Below are 15,823 nucleotides of genomic sequence, written 5' to 3' on the forward strand. Positions count from 1 at the left end.
GAAAATTTGCAATATCACTCACAAATTTTACCTTAGCCTGAACAAACACCAGTGAAAGTGCTGTCCAGTCTATCTTTCTATCACATACCCAAATTTTTAAAGAACGATTCTGAAAAAGTTCAGAAATCAATATTCGAAGCGAATATTCATTTCTAAGCTTTTACGATAGTGGCTATCTGTAATGGTGGAGCCAAGCGGGATCGAACCGCTGACCTCCTGCGTGCAAGGCAGGCGCTCTCCCAGCTGAGCTATGGCCCCGTATCGCTACAGGGTGCACCACGTAATTGGTGGGTCTGGGCAGATTCGAACTGCCGACCTCACCCTTATCAGGGGTGCGCTCTAACCAACTGAGCTACAGACCCAATCGTCTTCTTCAATGAATCAAGCAATTCGTGTGGGTGCTTATGAGCAGCTGATGTCTGTCGATTAAGGAGGTGATCCAGCCGCAGGTTCCCCTACGGCTACCTTGTTACGACTTCACCCCAGTCATGAATCACACCGTGGTAACCGTCCTCCCGAAGGTTAGACTAGCTACTTCTGGTGCAACCCACTCCCATGGTGTGACGGGCGGTGTGTACAAGGCCCGGGAACGTATTCACCGCGACATTCTGATTCGCGATTACTAGCGATTCCGACTTCACGCAGTCGAGTTGCAGACTGCGATCCGGACTACGATCGGTTTTGTGAGATTAGCTCCACCTCGCGGCTTGGCGACCCTCTGTACCGACCATTGTAGCACGTGTGTAGCCCAGGCCGTAAGGGCCATGATGACTTGACGTCATCCCCACCTTCCTCCGGTTTGTCACCGGCAGTCTCCTTAGAGTGCCCACCATGACGTGCTGGTAACTAAGGACAAGGGTTGCGCTCGTTACGGGACTTAACCCAACATCTCACGACACGAGCTGACGACAGCCATGCAGCACCTGTCTCAATGTTCCCGAAGGCACCAATCTATCTCTAGAAAGTTCATTGGATGTCAAGGCCTGGTAAGGTTCTTCGCGTTGCTTCGAATTAAACCACATGCTCCACCGCTTGTGCGGGCCCCCGTCAATTCATTTGAGTTTTAACCTTGCGGCCGTACTCCCCAGGCGGTCAACTTAATGCGTTAGCTGCGCCACTAAAATCTCAAGGATTCCAACGGCTAGTTGACATCGTTTACGGCGTGGACTACCAGGGTATCTAATCCTGTTTGCTCCCCACGCTTTCGCACCTCAGTGTCAGTATGAGCCCAGGTGGTCGCCTTCGCCACTGGTGTTCCTTCCTATATCTACGCATTTCACCGCTACACAGGAAATTCCACCACCCTCTGCCCTACTCTAGCTTGCCAGTTTTGGATGCAGTTCCCAGGTTGAGCCCGGGGATTTCACATCCAACTTAACAAACCACCTACGCGCGCTTTACGCCCAGTAATTCCGATTAACGCTTGCACCCTCTGTATTACCGCGGCTGCTGGCACAGAGTTAGCCGGTGCTTATTCTGTCGGTAACGTCAAGACAGCAAGGTATTCGCTTACTGCCCTTCCTCCCAACTTAAAGTGCTTTACAATCCGAAGACCTTCTTCACACACGCGGCATGGCTGGATCAGGCTTTCGCCCATTGTCCAATATTCCCCACTGCTGCCTCCCGTAGGAGTCTGGACCGTGTCTCAGTTCCAGTGTGACTGATCATCCTCTCAGACCAGTTACGGATCGTCGCCTTGGTGAGCCATTACCTCACCAACTAGCTAATCCGACCTAGGCTCATCTGATAGCGCAAGGCCCGAAGGTCCCCTGCTTTCTCCCGTAGGACGTATGCGGTATTAGCGTTCCTTTCGAAACGTTGTCCCCCACTATCAGGCAGATTCCTAGGTATTACTCACCCGTCCGCCGCTGATTCGAGTAGCAAGCTACTCTCCTCCGCTCGACTTGCATGTGTTAGGCCTGCCGCCAGCGTTCAATCTGAGCCATGATCAAACTCTTCAGTTCAATACTGCTTGGGTTTTGAGAAAACCCTAAACTTGGCTCAGCAATCTCAAAATGAACTATATGATTACTCGTATAGTCACTTGTGATGCTGATAATCTTTTTGACGATCAGTCTGATTTCACAAGCACCCACACGAATTGCTTGATTCAGTTGTTAAAGAGCGGCTGGCTGAGAGTCTTTCGTCTCAACCGAGGTGCGCATTCTACGCTTTCCTCTGTGTCTGTCAAGCGTTTATTTTGAAGTTCTTTAGGAGAAACCTGAACAACTTCAACCACTTGCCTCGCTTCGATCTCTCGTTGCGGGAGGCGAATTATAGAGAGATGCACAGCCGGGTCAAGCGTTTCTTTAAACTTTTGTTACAGGCATGCGTTTTTTGCTCGAAACGCAAGGAATGCGCTTTGCCACGACTGGAAACCGCAACACCATCAGCAAACATCCTATAGCGGCGTAGATTGCCCATTCCTTGAGGTCAGCCCGCACAACCCACAGAAAATGGAGCAAACCCAATCCGAGAACCACGTAGACCAGCCGGTGGAGTTTTTTCCAGCGTGCGCCCAAGCGGCGCTGACTGAAACGATTGGATGTGAGGGCCAAAACCAACAGGCACAAGAAAGCTGTAGCACCGACAACAATATAAGGACGCTTGCGCAGCTCGACGCCTAACTGCCCCCAATCCAACCCCAGAATGAATACGGCGTAAGCACTCAGGTGCAACAGTACGTAGGCGAAGCACCAGAGCCCCAACTGTCGACGGACAGCAATCCAACCAGCCCATCCCGTCAATCGCTGAGCGGGCGTCATGCTCAAGGTAATAAGCAGAAGGATCAATGTGCCAAGCCCAAGCCGATCCACCAGTACTTTTCCTGGATCCGGCCCCAAGGCAAAGATCCATGCCTGGTACAACCACAGTAAAGGCCAGATGGATGCCGCGACAAAAACACCCATTCGCCAAAATGGAAAACGCATCAGTAGTTCACCCGAAGGTCGAGCCCGCTATATAAAGAAGCGACCTCCCCCGCGTAACCATTGAACATCTGCGTCTCCCGCACATTTGGACTGAACAACCCACTGGGCAGCCGCCTTTCACGGGCCTGCGTCCAGCGCGGATGATCCACCGTCGGATTGACGTTGGCATAGAAGCCATATTCATCAGGTGCAATGCTTTGCCAGGTCGTCTTTGGCTGCTCACTCACCAGGCTGATCCGAACGATGGATTTAACGCTCTTGAAACCGTACTTCCACGGCACCACTAACCTCAGTGGAGCGCCATTCTGATTGGGAAGCTCGCGCCCATACATGCCCACGGCAAGAATAGCCAACGGATGCATAGCCTCATCCAACCTCAAGCCTTCTACATAAGGCCAGTCAATAAGGGCAAAGCCCGAACGTTGACCTGGCATGTGCTTCGGGTCGTGCAGAGTCTCGAAGCGGATGTACCTGGCCTTCGACGTAGGCTCGACCTGCTTGAGCAACGCAGAAATCGGAAAGCCAAGCCAGGGAATGACCATCGACCAGGCTTCAACACAGCGCAACCGGTAAATCCGCTCTTCCAGTTGATACGGTTTCATGAAGTCTTCAAGCGCATACCGACCTGGCTTGGCCACCTCTCCATCAATCATGACCGTCCAGGGCTCGGTTTTCAGGCTGCCGGCATTTTGCGCGGGATCGCCCTTGCCGGCACCAAACTCGTAGAAGTTGTTGTAGTGGGTCGCATCCTGGAAAGGCGTGATGGATTCACCTTGCACGGTGACCGCTTGCCATTTAGTGCCCGGTAATTTGCTGGAAAACCAGGAAGGGGGGGAGCTCGCTTCAACATTGGGATAGCGCGTGTTGTCGGCAGCCGAACCCCAGCGCGGCAAACCAGCGACAGCCAAAGCCGCCAAAGATCCGCCCATGAGAGAGCGCCGCGATAGATAGAAGGATTCGGGAGTGACCTGCGACTCATGACAGTCGCCGGGCTTGGGAAGCTTGATCAGCATAGTGACTCCGTAGCATTGGATGTCTGATGCACCAATAGACTACGGAGTCTGGGGGAAATTACATCACTCCGCGCTCTTCTTGCGGCGCATGCGCAGCAGGTATTGCACAGGCCCGGACGCAGCATAGGCGAGGAAAATAAGCAGGAGGATGCGCGGCGGATCGCTGAACACAACCGCAAACACCAACACCACAGCCAATATCGCCACAAACGGCACGCGCCCTTTGAGGTCCAGCTCCTTGAAGCTGTTGTACTTGATATTGCTGACCATCAGCATGCCGGCAGCCGCGACCAGCAGGGCGACCAGGAAGGACATTTTCGAACCCAGGATGCCGTAGTCGCTGAAGGCCCAGACGGTACCCGCTACAACACCCGCAGCAGCCGGGCTGGCGAGACCAATGAAGAATCGTTTGTCGGTCGTGCCAATCTGGGTGTTGAAGCGAGCCAGCCGCAGCGCAGCGCCAGCCACATAGATGAAAGCAACCATCCAGCCAACCTTGCCCATGTCACCCAGCGCCCAGCTGAATGCCAGCAGCGCCGGCGCCACACCAAAGGCAACCATGTCTGACAGGGAATCGTATTCGGCACCGAATGCGCTCTGGGTATTGGTCATGCGCGCCACTCGACCATCAAGGCCATCGAGCACCATGGCCACGAAAATGGCGATAGCAGCCACCGCGAAATACTTGCTCGCCTCTCGCGCATCCCCCGCTCCCAGTGCCGCCTGAGCACTCATCGAGTTGATGATGGAGTAGAAACCGGCAAACAGGTTAGCGGTAGTGAAGAGGTTTGGCAGGAGGTAAATACCGCGGTGCCGGACTTTTCGCCCTTCGGCATCGTGCCCTTCCTCGACATGTTCATCGATCGGTAGCAGGCTTTCGGCGTCAGAGGCCTGGTTCGGCTCTTCGGGACGTTCGCTCATGGACTTTACCTTGCAACTGTTTGGAAAAATTTTGACATGTCTGCGACGAGGGTTCGGCGTCAGACCATAACGATATGGCTTTATACCAGAAGCTGCCCCCTAAAATGAAAAAACGCGGCCGAAGCCGCGTTTTCATCGCATCAAGTCAAGATTAGTTCTTGGCCTTGTCGACGATTTTGTTCGCCGAGATCCAAGGCATCATCGAGCGCAGTTGCTCGCCGATGATTTCGATGCCGTGAGCGGCGTTGTTACGACGCTTGGCGGTCATCGATGGGTAGCCAGTGGCGCCTTCGCTGATGAACATCTTGGCGTATTCGCCGTCCTGGATGCGCTTCAGAGCGTTGCGCATGGCCTGACGGGATTCGGCGTTGATGACTTCAGGGCCGGTCACGTACTCGCCGTATTCGGCGTTGTTGGAGATCGAGTAGTTCATGTTGGCGATACCGCCTTCGTACATGAGGTCAACGATCAGCTTCAGTTCGTGCAGGCATTCGAAGTAGGCCATTTCTGGCGCGTAGCCAGCTTCAACCAGGGTTTCGAAACCGGCCTTGACCAGTTCAACGGTACCGCCGCACAGAACGGCTTGTTCGCCGAACAGGTCGGTTTCGGTTTCGTCCTTGAAGGTGGTTTCGATGATGCCGGTACGACCACCGCCAACGCCCGCAGCGTACGACAGTGCGACGTTCTTGGCGTTGCCCGAAGCGTCCTGGTAGATAGCGATCAGGTCAGGAATACCGCCGCCCTTGACGAACTCGGAACGCACGGTGTGGCCTGGAGCCTTCGGCGCGATCATGATCACGTCGAGGTCAGCGCGAGGAACAACCTGGTTGTAGTGGATCGCGAAGCCGTGGGAGAAAGCCAGGGTAGCGCCCTGCTTGATGTTCGGCTCGACTTCGTTCTTGTACAGCTGGGACTGGAATTCATCCGGGGTCAGGATCATGACCAGGTCAGCAGCGGCTACCGCAGTTGCCACGTCAGCCACTTTCAGGCCGTGAGCTTCTGCCTTGGCAACGGTCGCCGAACCTTTACGCAGACCGACAGTGACATCAACACCGGAGTCTTTCAGGTTGCATGCTTGCGCGTGACCCTGGGAGCCGTAACCGATGATGGCAACTTTTTTGCCCTGGATGATCGAAAGGTCGCAGTCTTTATCGTAATAAACTTTCATGAAATACCCCTGTTTTTCCTGGCCTATCAGGCCATTCGCTAATTTGGTTTAGATGCTCAGTACTTTGTCGCCACGGGCAATGCCGGTGACGCCGCTGCGTACTGTTTCAAGAATGGCTGCCGTGCCGATGGACTGAATGAAGCTGTCCAGTTTGTCGCTCGTACCGGTCAATTGAACGGTGTAGACACTGCTGCTGACGTCGACGATCTGGCCCCGATAGATATCGGTGGTGCGCTTGATCTCGGCCCGCTGGGCGCCAGTTGCCTTGACCTTGACCAGCATCAGCTCGCGTTCAATGTGCGCGCTTTCAGACAGGTCCACCAGCTTGACCACTTCGATCAGCTTGTTCAGGTTCTTGGTGATCTGTTCGATCACCTCATCGTGACCGACAGTGGTCAACGTCAGACGCGACAGTGTCGGGTCTTCGGTAGGGGCCACGGTCAGGCTTTCGATGTTGTAGTTGCGCTGCGAAAACAGGCCGACCACGCGGGACAAGGCACCTGGTTCGTTTTCCAACAGCAGGGAAATAATGTGCCGCATGATTAGGTACGCTCCGTCTTGCTCAACCACATGTCGCGCATGGAGCCGTCTTTGATTTGCATCGGGTAGACGTGCTCGCTGTTATCAACCTGGATATCGATGAACACCAGACGATCCTTCATGGCGAAGGCTTCTTCCAGTTTCGGCTTCAGGTCCTTGAGGCTGGTGATGCGGATACCCACATGGCCATAGGCCTCGGCCAGCTTGACGAAGTCAGGCAGCGATTCCATGTACGAGTGCGAGTGACGGCTGTTGTAGGACATATCCTGCCACTGGCGAACCATACCCAACACGCCGTTATTCAGGTTGACGATCTTGACCGGCAAGTCGTACTGAAGGCAAGTCGACAATTCCTGGATGTTCATCTGGATGCTGCCTTCACCCGTAACGCAGGCAACGTCCTGATCCGGGAAGTTCAGCTTCACACCCATGGCCGCCGGGAAACCGAAGCCCATGGTGCCCAGGCCACCGGAGTTGATCCAGCGGTTAGGCTTGTTGAAGCGATAGTACTGCGCCGCGAACATCTGGTGCTGGCCCACGTCGGAGGTGACAAAGGCATCGCCCTTGGTCACTTCGCACAGGGTTTCGATCACGGTTTGAGGCTTGATGACGCTGCCATCGCCCTTCTCGTAAGGGAACAGGTCACGATCACCGCGCCATTCGTCGATCTGCTTCCACCAGGCATCGATAGCCGCCTTGTCAGGCTGCTCGCCAATTTCCTTGAGGGTCGCAACCATTTCGGTCAGGACGCTGTCGACCGGACCAACGATTGGCACATCGGCCTTGATGGTCTTGGAGATCGATGCAGGGTCGATATCGATATGGATAATCTTGGCGTTTGGACAAAATTTGGCCGCGCCGTTGATGACGCGATCGTCGAAACGCGCGCCAATTGCCATGATCACATCAGCATTGTGCATCGTGAGGTTGGCGGTGTAGCTGCCGTGCATACCCAGCATACCGACGAACTGACGATCGGTGCCCGGGTAGGAACCCAGCCCCATCAGCGTGTTGGTGACGGGCACGTTCAGCATCTGAGCCAGTTCGGTCAGTGCAGCCGAACCACCACCGAGGATGACACCACCACCGGCGTACAGCACCGGACGCTTGGCCGCCAGCAGCATTTCGGCAGCCTTGCGGATCTGGCCGGAGTGGCCACGAACGGCAGGGCTGTAAGAGCGCAGCTTGACCTTTTTCGGGTAGACGTATTCGAACTTCTCGGCGGGGTTGGTCATATCCTTCGGGATATCGACCACAACCGGACCAGGGCGGCCGGATTGTGCGAGATAGAAGGCTTTTTTCATGACCTCCGGGATTTCCGAAGGATGCTTGATCATGAAACTGTGCTTCACGATCGGCCGGGAGATACCGATCATGTCGGTTTCCTGGAATGCATCGGTGCCAACCATGGTACTAGGGACCTGGCCAGACAGGATAACCATGGGGATCGAGTCCATGTAGGCCGTCGCAATACCGGTAATGGCATTGGTCGCGCCTGGTCCCGAAGTCACCAGAACGACGCCCGCCTTGCCAGTGGCACGGGCGTAACCGTCGGCCATATGGGTAGCAGCTTGCTCATGACGAACCAGAATGTGACAGACTTCCGGTTCTTTGAACAAAGCATCGTATACATGAAGAAGAGCACCGCCAGGGTACCCATAGATGTGCTTAACGCCTTCGTCACGCAAAAAGCGGACGACCATCTCAGCGCCAGATAAAAGCTCCACGTTGTTCACCTCTAAAACGCCAGAATACCGTCCACTGGAGACGGGTCTTAATAGGTTTACTGCCAGCAGAGCATGAGCGACGGTAATTTACCGACTGCGCCAGCACTGAACTGAGCAAGTATTGGGAGTGCCCCAAAGTGTTTGCGGGGATTTCCCACCCAGCGCGAGGTAACGCGTTGCGGGTGTTACAAGTCGGCGCGGGTGTGCGCCTCATGATCTGCTGAGTGGGTCTGCTTCTGGCAGTCCCTCTACAGCGGACTTCGGATTGTTGTGATTAGACCTGCGCAAGTCAAGTCATGATTCACGCTTTCTTCAATCAGAAGCGCAGCTTAGCGGAAAAAAACGTTTGCCTGAACTGCGCTATGGTAGTTTCAGAGCCTGCTGACTTTGAAAGGATCTCACATGCGTGCTCTGGTGTTGTCCACCTGTTGGATACTGGCATTGAGCTCATCGGCCATGGCCGCACAGGTGTACAAGTGGGTCGATGCGCAAGGCGTTACCCATTTTGATGCTCAGCCGTCACAAGGGCAGGATGCCGTGCAATTGGACGCCCCGGCAGCGCCCAGGCCAGGCAACCCCGCCCCTCGCGCAACTGCCGGTAACTCGGGCGCAGAGCAGCAACGCGCCATTGATGACAAGGTCCGCGCACAAGTCCAGGCAGAGCAAGCAAAACTCGATGAGTACTGCAAAGACATGCGTACCAATCTGGCGCAGTTGAAAATCAACCCCAGGGTTCGGGAAACCGTCGAAGGAGGCGTTCGTCGCCTGTCGGAGGAGGACCGACAGGCGAGAATTTCAGAGACACAGCAAGCGATCACAAAGAACTGTCAGTAGCCTTGACTGCGAAACTTCAGTTCGCCTGAGTAATCAATTCGTCGAATTGCTTGAGCAGTCGCTTCAGGCCTTGGCTTTTTGGTGAGTCGCGGTAGGTCATCTCGGCCATCTCAAGAATCCCGGACGCACGGGGTAAAGGCAGATCCTGCTCAAGAATGTTCTTCATACGCGGCAGGAAAATCCACTGCAGCCACTGCTCGAACGCTAGCGTATCGACGGCAAACGGCTCAACGCTGGCCAGTGCCTTGGCATCAGGGGGGACGTCCTGCCACCACCCCTGCACACGCAGTTCAGCCTCAATCAGCAGCAAGTGGTCGGCGAGCGCAGGAAAACGTGCATCCATCACAGGCTGGCCTGCGCTTTTTGACGCGCCAACGCTGCGCCAGCAGAGTCACCCTGTTTCTCCCGCGCCTGGGCAATGGTATTCCACAAGCTTGCCTGCAGATCCGGGCGACCGTTGGCATAGCTCAACGCACGACGAGCAAATTGCTCAGCCTGCTGGGGATCACCTTGGGCCAGTCGAACCTGGGCCAGGCGGTACAACACTTGAGGCTCGCGCGGGGCTATGCGCTGAGCGCGCTCAAGGCTTGATGACGCTCCATTCAGGTCCCCTGTGCCCTGCTGCTTCTGCGCGGTCGTGAGCAATGCCAATACCGGGCCGTCCAATTGCTCATCAGCCGACAGGCCGCCCGTGTTATTTCGTGGAATACCGGTTGGCGCACTGACGCTTGCCGCTGTCACGGGCGCCGAGTAGCTGCCCGTGTTGATCGGAGCCGTATTGATTGGCGCGCTATAGATCGGACCTGTGCTTATCGGAGCCGCTGCGGTGGAAGCAGGAAATGTCTGGATCGGCGTCGAACCTGCGCCTTGCGGCACCATCACGGTCACGCCCGAATCCTGAGGAACGGCGCGCGCTTGAGCGCTGCCGTTCGAAGGACGATTGGCAACGCCACGGTTTGCCTGGATACGCTCGCTGTTGGATACACGACTACCCGAGTCGACGACGGGAATTGAACCACGCTGCACGCTGGCACAACCGTTAAGCAGTGCCAGTGCAGTCAAAGCAGGAAACAACCACTTGTTCATCACAGCCTCTTCTCTTAATTCATCCAGCCCTTGACCCAGTCCATGACGGACTCGGCAGGCGTCGTTTCACCACCGCAGGCGGGTCCCGGCGCAGGCTCGCTGCCGCGAATATACGGCATCTGTACAGCATTCGGGCAACTGGCATCCGACCCTTGCCCGCTGTAGGCATCTATCCAGGCCTTAACCACGTTGTCCGGCATCGGCATGTCCAGCGGCAGCGGATCGGCCTTGCGCATGAAACTGGTCCATACCTGCAGGGCGCCGCTGGCGCCGGTAAACGGTGTTTTACCGTTATCGTCTCGTCCGAGCCAAACAACCGCAAGCAAGTCCTGGCTAAAACCTGCGAACCAGCTGTCACGCGAATCGTTACTGGTGCCGGTCTTGCCTGCCAGGTTTAGCGACCTGGGTAAGACATTGTAAACCGAGGCGCCCGTACCTTCGCGCATGACCCGCTGCATGGCGCTTTGCACCAGATAAATAGAACCTGGATCAAAACGCTGCTGAATCTGGAACGGGTAACGCTTGAGCGGTTCGCCTTCTGCCGTCAACACACTGCGAATACCGCGCATCGGAGTGGTAAACCCGCCGTTGGCGAGCGTCTGATACATGGTTGCCACTTCCATCGGTGACAACCCGCCAGCCCCCAGCAACATGGACGGGAATGCCGGCCACTCACGCGTTACACCCAAACGGCCAAGCGTCTTGAGTACATTCGGCACGCCCAATTCAAGACCCAGCTTGGCAGTCGAAAGGTTGTAGGAATGCGCCAGCCCCTGATACAGGAAAACCGTGCCGTGAGCGCGGCGATCATAGTTCTGTGGCTTCCAGACTTGCCCATCGGCCCCTTTGACCGAGAAGGGTTCATCCTGGACCCAACTGGTGAGCGTGTACTGGCTAGGCTTTTCCAGAGCCGTCAGATACACCGCAGGCTTGATCAACGAGCCGATCGGCCGCACAGCATCAATTGCACGGTTGAAACCTGCATAACCCGCCTGGCGACTGCCGATCAGCGCTTGAACCTCCCCTGTTTCCGGGTTGGTCACAACCATTGCCGCCTCGACATCGTCGGCGCCTTTTCGAGTGCCCAAGCGCTTGAAGGTCTCGCTAAGGGCGGCTTCCGATTTCATCTGCAGGATCGGGTCGAAGCTGGTAAAGATTCGCAGGCCTTCTTCAGTCAAGTCCTCATCGCGATAGTCTTGGCGCAACTGACGTTTGACCAGGTCCAGAAACCCAGGAAAGGAGCTGTCGGCAAGGCTGCCACGCTTGGTGACGCCCAGTGGTTTTGCCTTGGCGGCGGCCACTTCGGCGGGCGTTGCAACCCCCTGCTCGGCCAGAAGATCAAGCACCAGGTTACGCCGTTCGAGGGCGCGTTCTGGATTGCGCCGCGGGTTGTAGGAGGAAGGCCCCTTGACCATCCCCACCAACAGAGCCACTTGATGCAGCTTCAACTCGGACAGCGGCTGGCTGAAGAAGAACTGGCTGGCAAGACCGAAGCCGTGCACGGCGCGCTGACCATCCTGCCCAATAAACACTTCGTTCAAATAGGCTTCAAGGATTTCGCTCTTGTCGTAATGCAACTCGAGCAACATGGCCATCATGGCTTCTGTCAGTTTGCGGCTGAGGCTACGCTCGCTGGTCAAGTAGAAGTTCTTGACCAACTGTTGTGTCAGCGTACTGCCGCCCTGGCGCATATGCCCCGAGGAAGCGTTGACCCAGAAGGCGCGCGCGATCGACTTGGGCGATACACCGAGGTGGTGATAGAAGTCGCGGTCTTCGACGGCCACCAGGGTATCAAGCAAAAACGGTGGCACCTGATCGATCTTGATCAGGATTCGATCTTCGAGATTTTTCGGGTACAGGCCGCCGATCAGCAACGGCTCCATGCGTACCACGTCCAACTTGGCCCCGGCCGGCGAGCTCATTGCGGCAACATAATCACCGGAAAAACGCACGCGAACGGACTGTGCCGGCTCCATCCCCTCATAGAACTGGAAGCCACGGGTATTGAGATCGACCGTGTTGCCGTTCACCGCGGCGGCCCCCGGGCCACCCGCCACGCTTTCGCGGCGATAGCCCAGCGCATCGAGCTCGGTCAAAAAATCGGTCTTGCTCAGCTTTTGTCCGACGAACAGCTCAAGAGGCCGGGCATAAACCTTGGCAGGAATGGTCCAGCGCTTGCCGGAGAACTTCTCCTGCACCACGGCGTCGAGGTAAACCGCAAAGCCGGCCAGCACGACAAGCCCGACAAGGCTTAGCTTCAAAGCCCAGCCTAACCAGGTGCGCAGACCGCCAGAGGGGCGTTTTTTGGGGGTACGGGGGGATTGAGTACGAGTCATGGCGGCGGATTATACGCACTTTATTGGTCGTCGACAGACGCCCTCCAGCGGTTTGCACAGATCAATCGAGCAGCCATAATGGCCGCCTCGTATCACTTGTCCCTGAAGGATCATCCGTGAGCCAAGCCCTGATCGCTGCCCTGCAAAACCCGGCCCTCTTCCCGCATCCCGTCGAAGGGTTCCAGGTCATTGAGACGCACATTTCCTGGGTGCTGCTCACCGGCACCTACGTGTACAAAATCAAAAAGCCCGTCAATTTCGGCTTTCTCGACTTCACCGATCTGGCGAAACGCGAGCACTTTTGCAAAGAAGAGCTGCGCCTGAACCAGCGCCTGACCCATGACCTTTACCTGCAGGTGCTGCCGATCACCGGCAGTGTCGACGCCCCCGTGCTGGGCGGCGAAGGGCAGGCCATCGAATACGTCCTGCAAATGCGCCAGTTCCCTCAGAGCCAATTGTTGAGCACGCTGCAGGCCAATGGTGAGCTCAATGGTGGTCATATCGACCAAATGGCGACCCAGATTGCCCGCTTCCACCTCGATGCACCTCAAGTCCCACAGTCCCATGAACAAGGTACGCCGCAAGCCGTCATGGCGCCGGTCGAACAAAACTTCGAGCAGATTCGGCCATTTTTGACCGACAAGGCTGACCTGCAACAACTCGATGCGCTGCAAGCCTGGGCCCGCAGCAGCTTCCAGCGCCTGGAAACACTGTTGGTAGAGCGCAAGGCGCAGGGCTTTATCCGCGAATGCCATGGTGACATTCACTTGGGCAATGCCACGATCATCGATGGCCAGGTCGTGATTTTCGATTGCATCGAATTCAACGAGCCGTTCCGCTTCACCGATGTTTACGCCGACGTTGCGTTCCTGGCCATGGACCTTGAAGATCGCGATCTTAAATGCCTGGCTCGACGCTTTGTCAGTCAGTACCTGGAGCTGACCGGGGACTATCAGGGCCTGGAGCTGCTGAACTTCTACAAGGCCTATCGTGCGCTGGTGCGCGCCAAGGTGGCCCTGTTCAGCATGCCCGCCGATGCCACGGGTGTACAGCGCGCCACCACTCTGCGCCAGTACCGCAACTATGCCACGCTGGCCGAAAGCTATAGCGCCATCCCGTCTCGCTTCCTGGCCATCACCCATGGTGTATCAGCCGTCGGCAAGAGCCATGTGGCCATGCGCCTGGTGGAAGCCCTGGGCGCCATCCGCCTGCGCTCCGATGTCGAGCGCAAGCGCCTGTTCGCAGAACAGCCCGCTCAAGCCAAGGGCCAGTTGCATGAGGGTATCTACAACGCCGATGCCAGCGAAGCCACCTACAAGCGTCTGCACGAAATCAGCGATAAGGTCCTGCGTGCGGGTTTCCCAGTCGTGATTGATGCGACTTACCTGAAACACGATCAACGACAGGCTGCCGCTGCAGTGGCTGAAACCACCGGCGTGCCTTTCCTGATCCTGGATTGCAACGCACCACAGGCGGTCATTGAAAGCTGGCTGAAACAGCGCCAGAGCGATGCAGTAGACCCTTCCGACGCCACCCTTGAAGTGATTGCTGCGCAACAAGCGGGTCGAGAAGCCCTGCACGCCGACGAATTGCTGCACGTGAAGCGAGTGGAAACCAACGCCAGCGGTAGCCTGGACGAACTGGTCAAGCAGATCCGACAACGCCTGCCAGGCCTGTAAACGTAAAAAGGCGTGAATCATTCGTCGATTCCCGCCCGAGGTCCGGCCCCGCTTCAGTGCAATACTGAGTAAATGGGGGCCGGTTACCCCGCTGCCGCGAGCCTGGAATTACAGTTCATCGTCCGTCCAGATGGCATTTCGCCGCGTATTTTCGAACTGCCGCTACACTGCTCAAAGACTTATCCACAAACGAGCATCCCCATGAGTTCAGGCGTCGCAAGGAGGCTTGATGAACGATGAACTTCAGCACCTGAAAAATCTCGGCAAGACTTCCGCGCAATGGCTACATGCTGCCGGCATTCATAGCGCATCGGACTTGCGGCGCCTGGGCGCGGTGGACGCCTATCGAGCCGTGCGGACCCGGGGGTTCCGAGCCTCAAAGGTGCTGTTGTATGCCATCGAAGGCGCGCTGCTCGATGTGCATTGGAATGATATCCCCCCCGAGCGCAAGGAAGCCCTCAACAAGCAACTCGACGCCCTCTCCTCACGGCAGAAAAACTGATTGGAGAAGAAGCAGAAAATACGCATTGACTTCTAAATGATAATCGTTATGATTATCACAACTGGTCGCGAGACTGGTCGATATCTGAAAGACCTTGGTTCGGACTCTCAGATTATCTCCTCATCAGGCTAATCACGGTTTTTGACCCGGCAGTTTTGCCGGGTCTTTTTTTGCCCGCCAGAAATGCACTCGTTACCTTTTACGCATCGAGGCGCAGTAGTCCTGATCCGGCAGCGCGGCCGTGTACCAGACAAAGTCCGCCATTTTCGACGTAACCTTCTCACCGCCAACCTGGGCGAGCATCAAGACCAACCCACCCTCATCTGCCGCCAGGTCGAGTAAATGAGTGGGTACTCCCATATCCTTGCGCACGTGATACCCACCTGCCAGCAGCATCGTAGGTTTTGGGGCTGATACGACGCGCTGCGCGATACGCCGGTCTCGTTGCTGCTGCACAGCCAACATTGCAGGCATGTGCGCCTCAGGCAGCAGTCCGCAATGTGATTGGCGAATCTGTTCCAACAGCGCCTGCCTGACCGGCTTGGCTGTTGAATTCACGCCCTCAAGCGTTGGTGGATTCTTGAAAATCTGTCGGATTTCGCTGTCATCCAAGTTCGCAGCCACCAGCGGATACGGTTGGGTCAAGGCCTCTTGGACGATGGGGCCGTACATCGCCCAATCCCACCCTTCCTGCCAATCCAGAGCAACGGGAAGATCGTTCGGCTTCTTGAAGCTACCTGCTTGCTTGGCTTCATCCACATTGGCCTGTTGCGAGGGCGTGAGCATCTCCATCAGCAGGCTGCCTTGCGGCCGTCGTTGCTCCAGCGCCTTGAGCAACCAGAGCTGCAAGGCATGATGGTCCGGGTTGTCGTGTTGTTCGCCGACCAATACCCAGGGCGCAGCGGACAAGCGTTCGATCAATTGCCCAGGCGTCATCGCCTGCCCGCTGGCAAGGTCCTCGACCTTCCCCAGATCCGCATGCTCCCGCCCTTCAGGGCTTTGCCACGACGGTAGAGGCGCTTGTGCCTGGCAGCCGGTGACCAGTACCGATAACGCCAAGACTTGAATCAGTCTGAACATAGGTCGC

The 15,823-nt window shown here is 56.4% G+C and carries 13 protein-coding genes, 2 tRNA genes and 1 rRNA gene; 3 read left to right on the forward strand and 13 right to left on the reverse strand.

Annotated features, from left to right (window positions below):
* Nucleotides 1–182 precede the first annotated feature (182 nt).
* The 9 genes from AC3IX4_RS24735 to AC3IX4_RS24775 all read right to left on the reverse strand — a co-directional run bounded on the left by AC3IX4_RS24735 (nt 183) and on the right by AC3IX4_RS24775 (nt 8,299).
* Nucleotides 183–258: transfer RNA gene (locus tag AC3IX4_RS24735), tRNA-Ala, on the reverse strand.
* 27 nt (nt 259–285) lie between these two features.
* Nucleotides 286–362: transfer RNA gene (locus AC3IX4_RS24740), tRNA-Ile, on the reverse strand.
* 65 nt (nt 363–427) lie between these two features.
* Nucleotides 428–1,964 (reverse strand): 16S ribosomal RNA (locus AC3IX4_RS24745).
* Nucleotides 1,965–2,309: 345 nt separating this feature from the next.
* A complete protein-coding gene (gene msrQ / locus AC3IX4_RS24750; protein ID WP_489257963.1) occupies nt 2,310–2,930 on the reverse strand; it encodes a protein-methionine-sulfoxide reductase heme-binding subunit MsrQ in 621 nt (206 codons plus the stop codon).
* Entirely contained in the window at nt 2,930–3,943 is a 1,014-nt protein-coding gene (gene msrP / locus AC3IX4_RS24755; protein ID WP_489257964.1) for a protein-methionine-sulfoxide reductase catalytic subunit MsrP, read from the reverse strand. Before msrP ends, msrQ begins: the two co-directional genes overlap by 1 nt.
* A 63-nt stretch (nt 3,944–4,006) precedes the next feature.
* Nucleotides 4,007–4,864: a CDP-diacylglycerol--serine O-phosphatidyltransferase gene (gene pssA / locus AC3IX4_RS24760; protein ID WP_489257965.1), complete on the reverse strand. Its 858-nt coding sequence runs from the start codon at nt 4,862–4,864 to the stop codon at nt 4,007–4,009.
* A 151-nt stretch (nt 4,865–5,015) separates the two neighbouring features.
* On the reverse strand, nt 5,016–6,032 hold the full coding sequence (gene ilvC / locus AC3IX4_RS24765; protein ID WP_489257966.1) for a ketol-acid reductoisomerase: 1,017 nt from the start codon (nt 6,030–6,032) through the stop codon (nt 5,016–5,018).
* A gap of 48 nt (nt 6,033–6,080) precedes the next feature.
* Nucleotides 6,081–6,572: an acetolactate synthase small subunit gene (gene ilvN, locus AC3IX4_RS24770; protein WP_166571663.1), complete on the reverse strand. Its 492-nt coding sequence runs from the start codon at nt 6,570–6,572 to the stop codon at nt 6,081–6,083.
* A 2-nt stretch (nt 6,573–6,574) separates the two neighbouring features.
* The gene (locus AC3IX4_RS24775; RefSeq protein ID WP_489257967.1) at nt 6,575–8,299 is read right to left on the reverse strand and encodes an acetolactate synthase 3 large subunit; all 1,725 of its coding nucleotides are present in this window, start codon (nt 8,297–8,299) and stop codon (nt 6,575–6,577) included.
* Between the two features lie 402 nt (nt 8,300–8,701).
* On the opposite strand from AC3IX4_RS24775, the gene AC3IX4_RS24780 reads away from it, so the two are divergent.
* Complete coding sequence (locus AC3IX4_RS24780; protein WP_489257968.1) at nt 8,702–9,133, forward strand: DUF4124 domain-containing protein; 432 nt, start codon at nt 8,702–8,704, stop codon at nt 9,131–9,133.
* 16 nt (nt 9,134–9,149) lie between these two features.
* Here AC3IX4_RS24780 and AC3IX4_RS24785 read toward each other — a convergent pair whose 3' ends face one another.
* Genes AC3IX4_RS24785 through mrcB form a run of 3 tightly spaced genes read right to left on the reverse strand, consistent with a single transcriptional unit; the run spans nt 9,150 to nt 12,555 of the window.
* Nucleotides 9,150–9,476: a YqcC family protein gene (locus AC3IX4_RS24785; protein ID WP_489257969.1), complete on the reverse strand. Its 327-nt coding sequence runs from the start codon at nt 9,474–9,476 to the stop codon at nt 9,150–9,152.
* Nucleotides 9,476–10,219 carry a tetratricopeptide repeat protein gene (locus AC3IX4_RS24790; protein WP_489257970.1) on the reverse strand — a complete coding sequence of 248 codons (744 nt, stop codon included), beginning with the start codon at nt 10,217–10,219 and terminating at the stop codon, nt 9,476–9,478. Before AC3IX4_RS24790 ends, AC3IX4_RS24785 begins: the two co-directional genes overlap by 1 nt.
* 14 nt (nt 10,220–10,233) lie before the next feature.
* Nucleotides 10,234–12,555 carry a penicillin-binding protein 1B gene (mrcB, locus tag AC3IX4_RS24795; protein ID WP_489257971.1) on the reverse strand — a complete coding sequence of 774 codons (2,322 nt, stop codon included), beginning with the start codon at nt 12,553–12,555 and terminating at the stop codon, nt 10,234–10,236.
* Between the two features lie 116 nt (nt 12,556–12,671).
* On the opposite strand from mrcB, the gene AC3IX4_RS24800 reads away from it, so the two are divergent.
* On the forward strand, nt 12,672–14,234 hold the full coding sequence (locus tag AC3IX4_RS24800; RefSeq protein ID WP_489257972.1) for a bifunctional aminoglycoside phosphotransferase/ATP-binding protein: 1,563 nt from the start codon (nt 12,672–12,674) through the stop codon (nt 14,232–14,234).
* Between the two features lie 229 nt (nt 14,235–14,463).
* Nucleotides 14,464–14,736 (forward strand): TfoX/Sxy family protein, encoded by a 273-nt coding sequence (locus tag AC3IX4_RS24805; protein ID WP_489257973.1) that lies wholly within the window; start codon nt 14,464–14,466, stop codon nt 14,734–14,736.
* 192 nt (nt 14,737–14,928) lie between these two features.
* Here the strand turns inward: AC3IX4_RS24805 and AC3IX4_RS24810 are convergent, their stop codons facing one another.
* Entirely contained in the window at nt 14,929–15,816 is an 888-nt protein-coding gene (locus AC3IX4_RS24810; RefSeq protein WP_489257974.1) for a ChaN family lipoprotein, read from the reverse strand.
* Between the last annotated feature and the right edge of the window lie 7 nt (nt 15,817–15,823).

Source organism: Pseudomonas sp. KH_021, assembly GCF_057838865.1.

Coding starts and splice junctions, on each gene's coding strand:
- msrQ (WP_489257963.1), bottom strand. CDS start 2,930: ATGCGTTTTCCATTTTGGCGAATGGGTGTTTTTGTCGCGGCATCCATC.
- msrP (WP_489257964.1), bottom strand. CDS start 3,943: ATGCTGATCAAGCTTCCCAAGCCCGGCGACTGTCATGAGTCGCAGGTC.
- pssA (WP_489257965.1), bottom strand. CDS start 4,864: ATGAGCGAACGTCCCGAAGAGCCGAACCAGGCCTCTGACGCCGAAAGC.
- ilvC (WP_489257966.1), bottom strand. CDS start 6,032: ATGAAAGTTTATTACGATAAAGACTGCGACCTTTCGATCATCCAGGGC.
- ilvN (WP_166571663.1), bottom strand. CDS start 6,572: ATGCGGCACATTATTTCCCTGCTGTTGGAAAACGAACCAGGTGCCTTG.
- AC3IX4_RS24780 (WP_489257968.1), top strand. CDS start 8,702: ATGCGTGCTCTGGTGTTGTCCACCTGTTGGATACTGGCATTGAGCTCA.
- AC3IX4_RS24785 (WP_489257969.1), bottom strand. CDS start 9,476: ATGGATGCACGTTTTCCTGCGCTCGCCGACCACTTGCTGCTGATTGAG.
- AC3IX4_RS24790 (WP_489257970.1), bottom strand. CDS start 10,219: ATGAACAAGTGGTTGTTTCCTGCTTTGACTGCACTGGCACTGCTTAAC.
- mrcB (WP_489257971.1), bottom strand. CDS start 12,555: ATGACTCGTACTCAATCCCCCCGTACCCCCAAAAAACGCCCCTCTGGC.
- AC3IX4_RS24805 (WP_489257973.1), top strand. CDS start 14,464: ATGAACGATGAACTTCAGCACCTGAAAAATCTCGGCAAGACTTCCGCG.
- AC3IX4_RS24810 (WP_489257974.1), bottom strand. CDS start 15,816: ATGTTCAGACTGATTCAAGTCTTGGCGTTATCGGTACTGGTCACCGGC.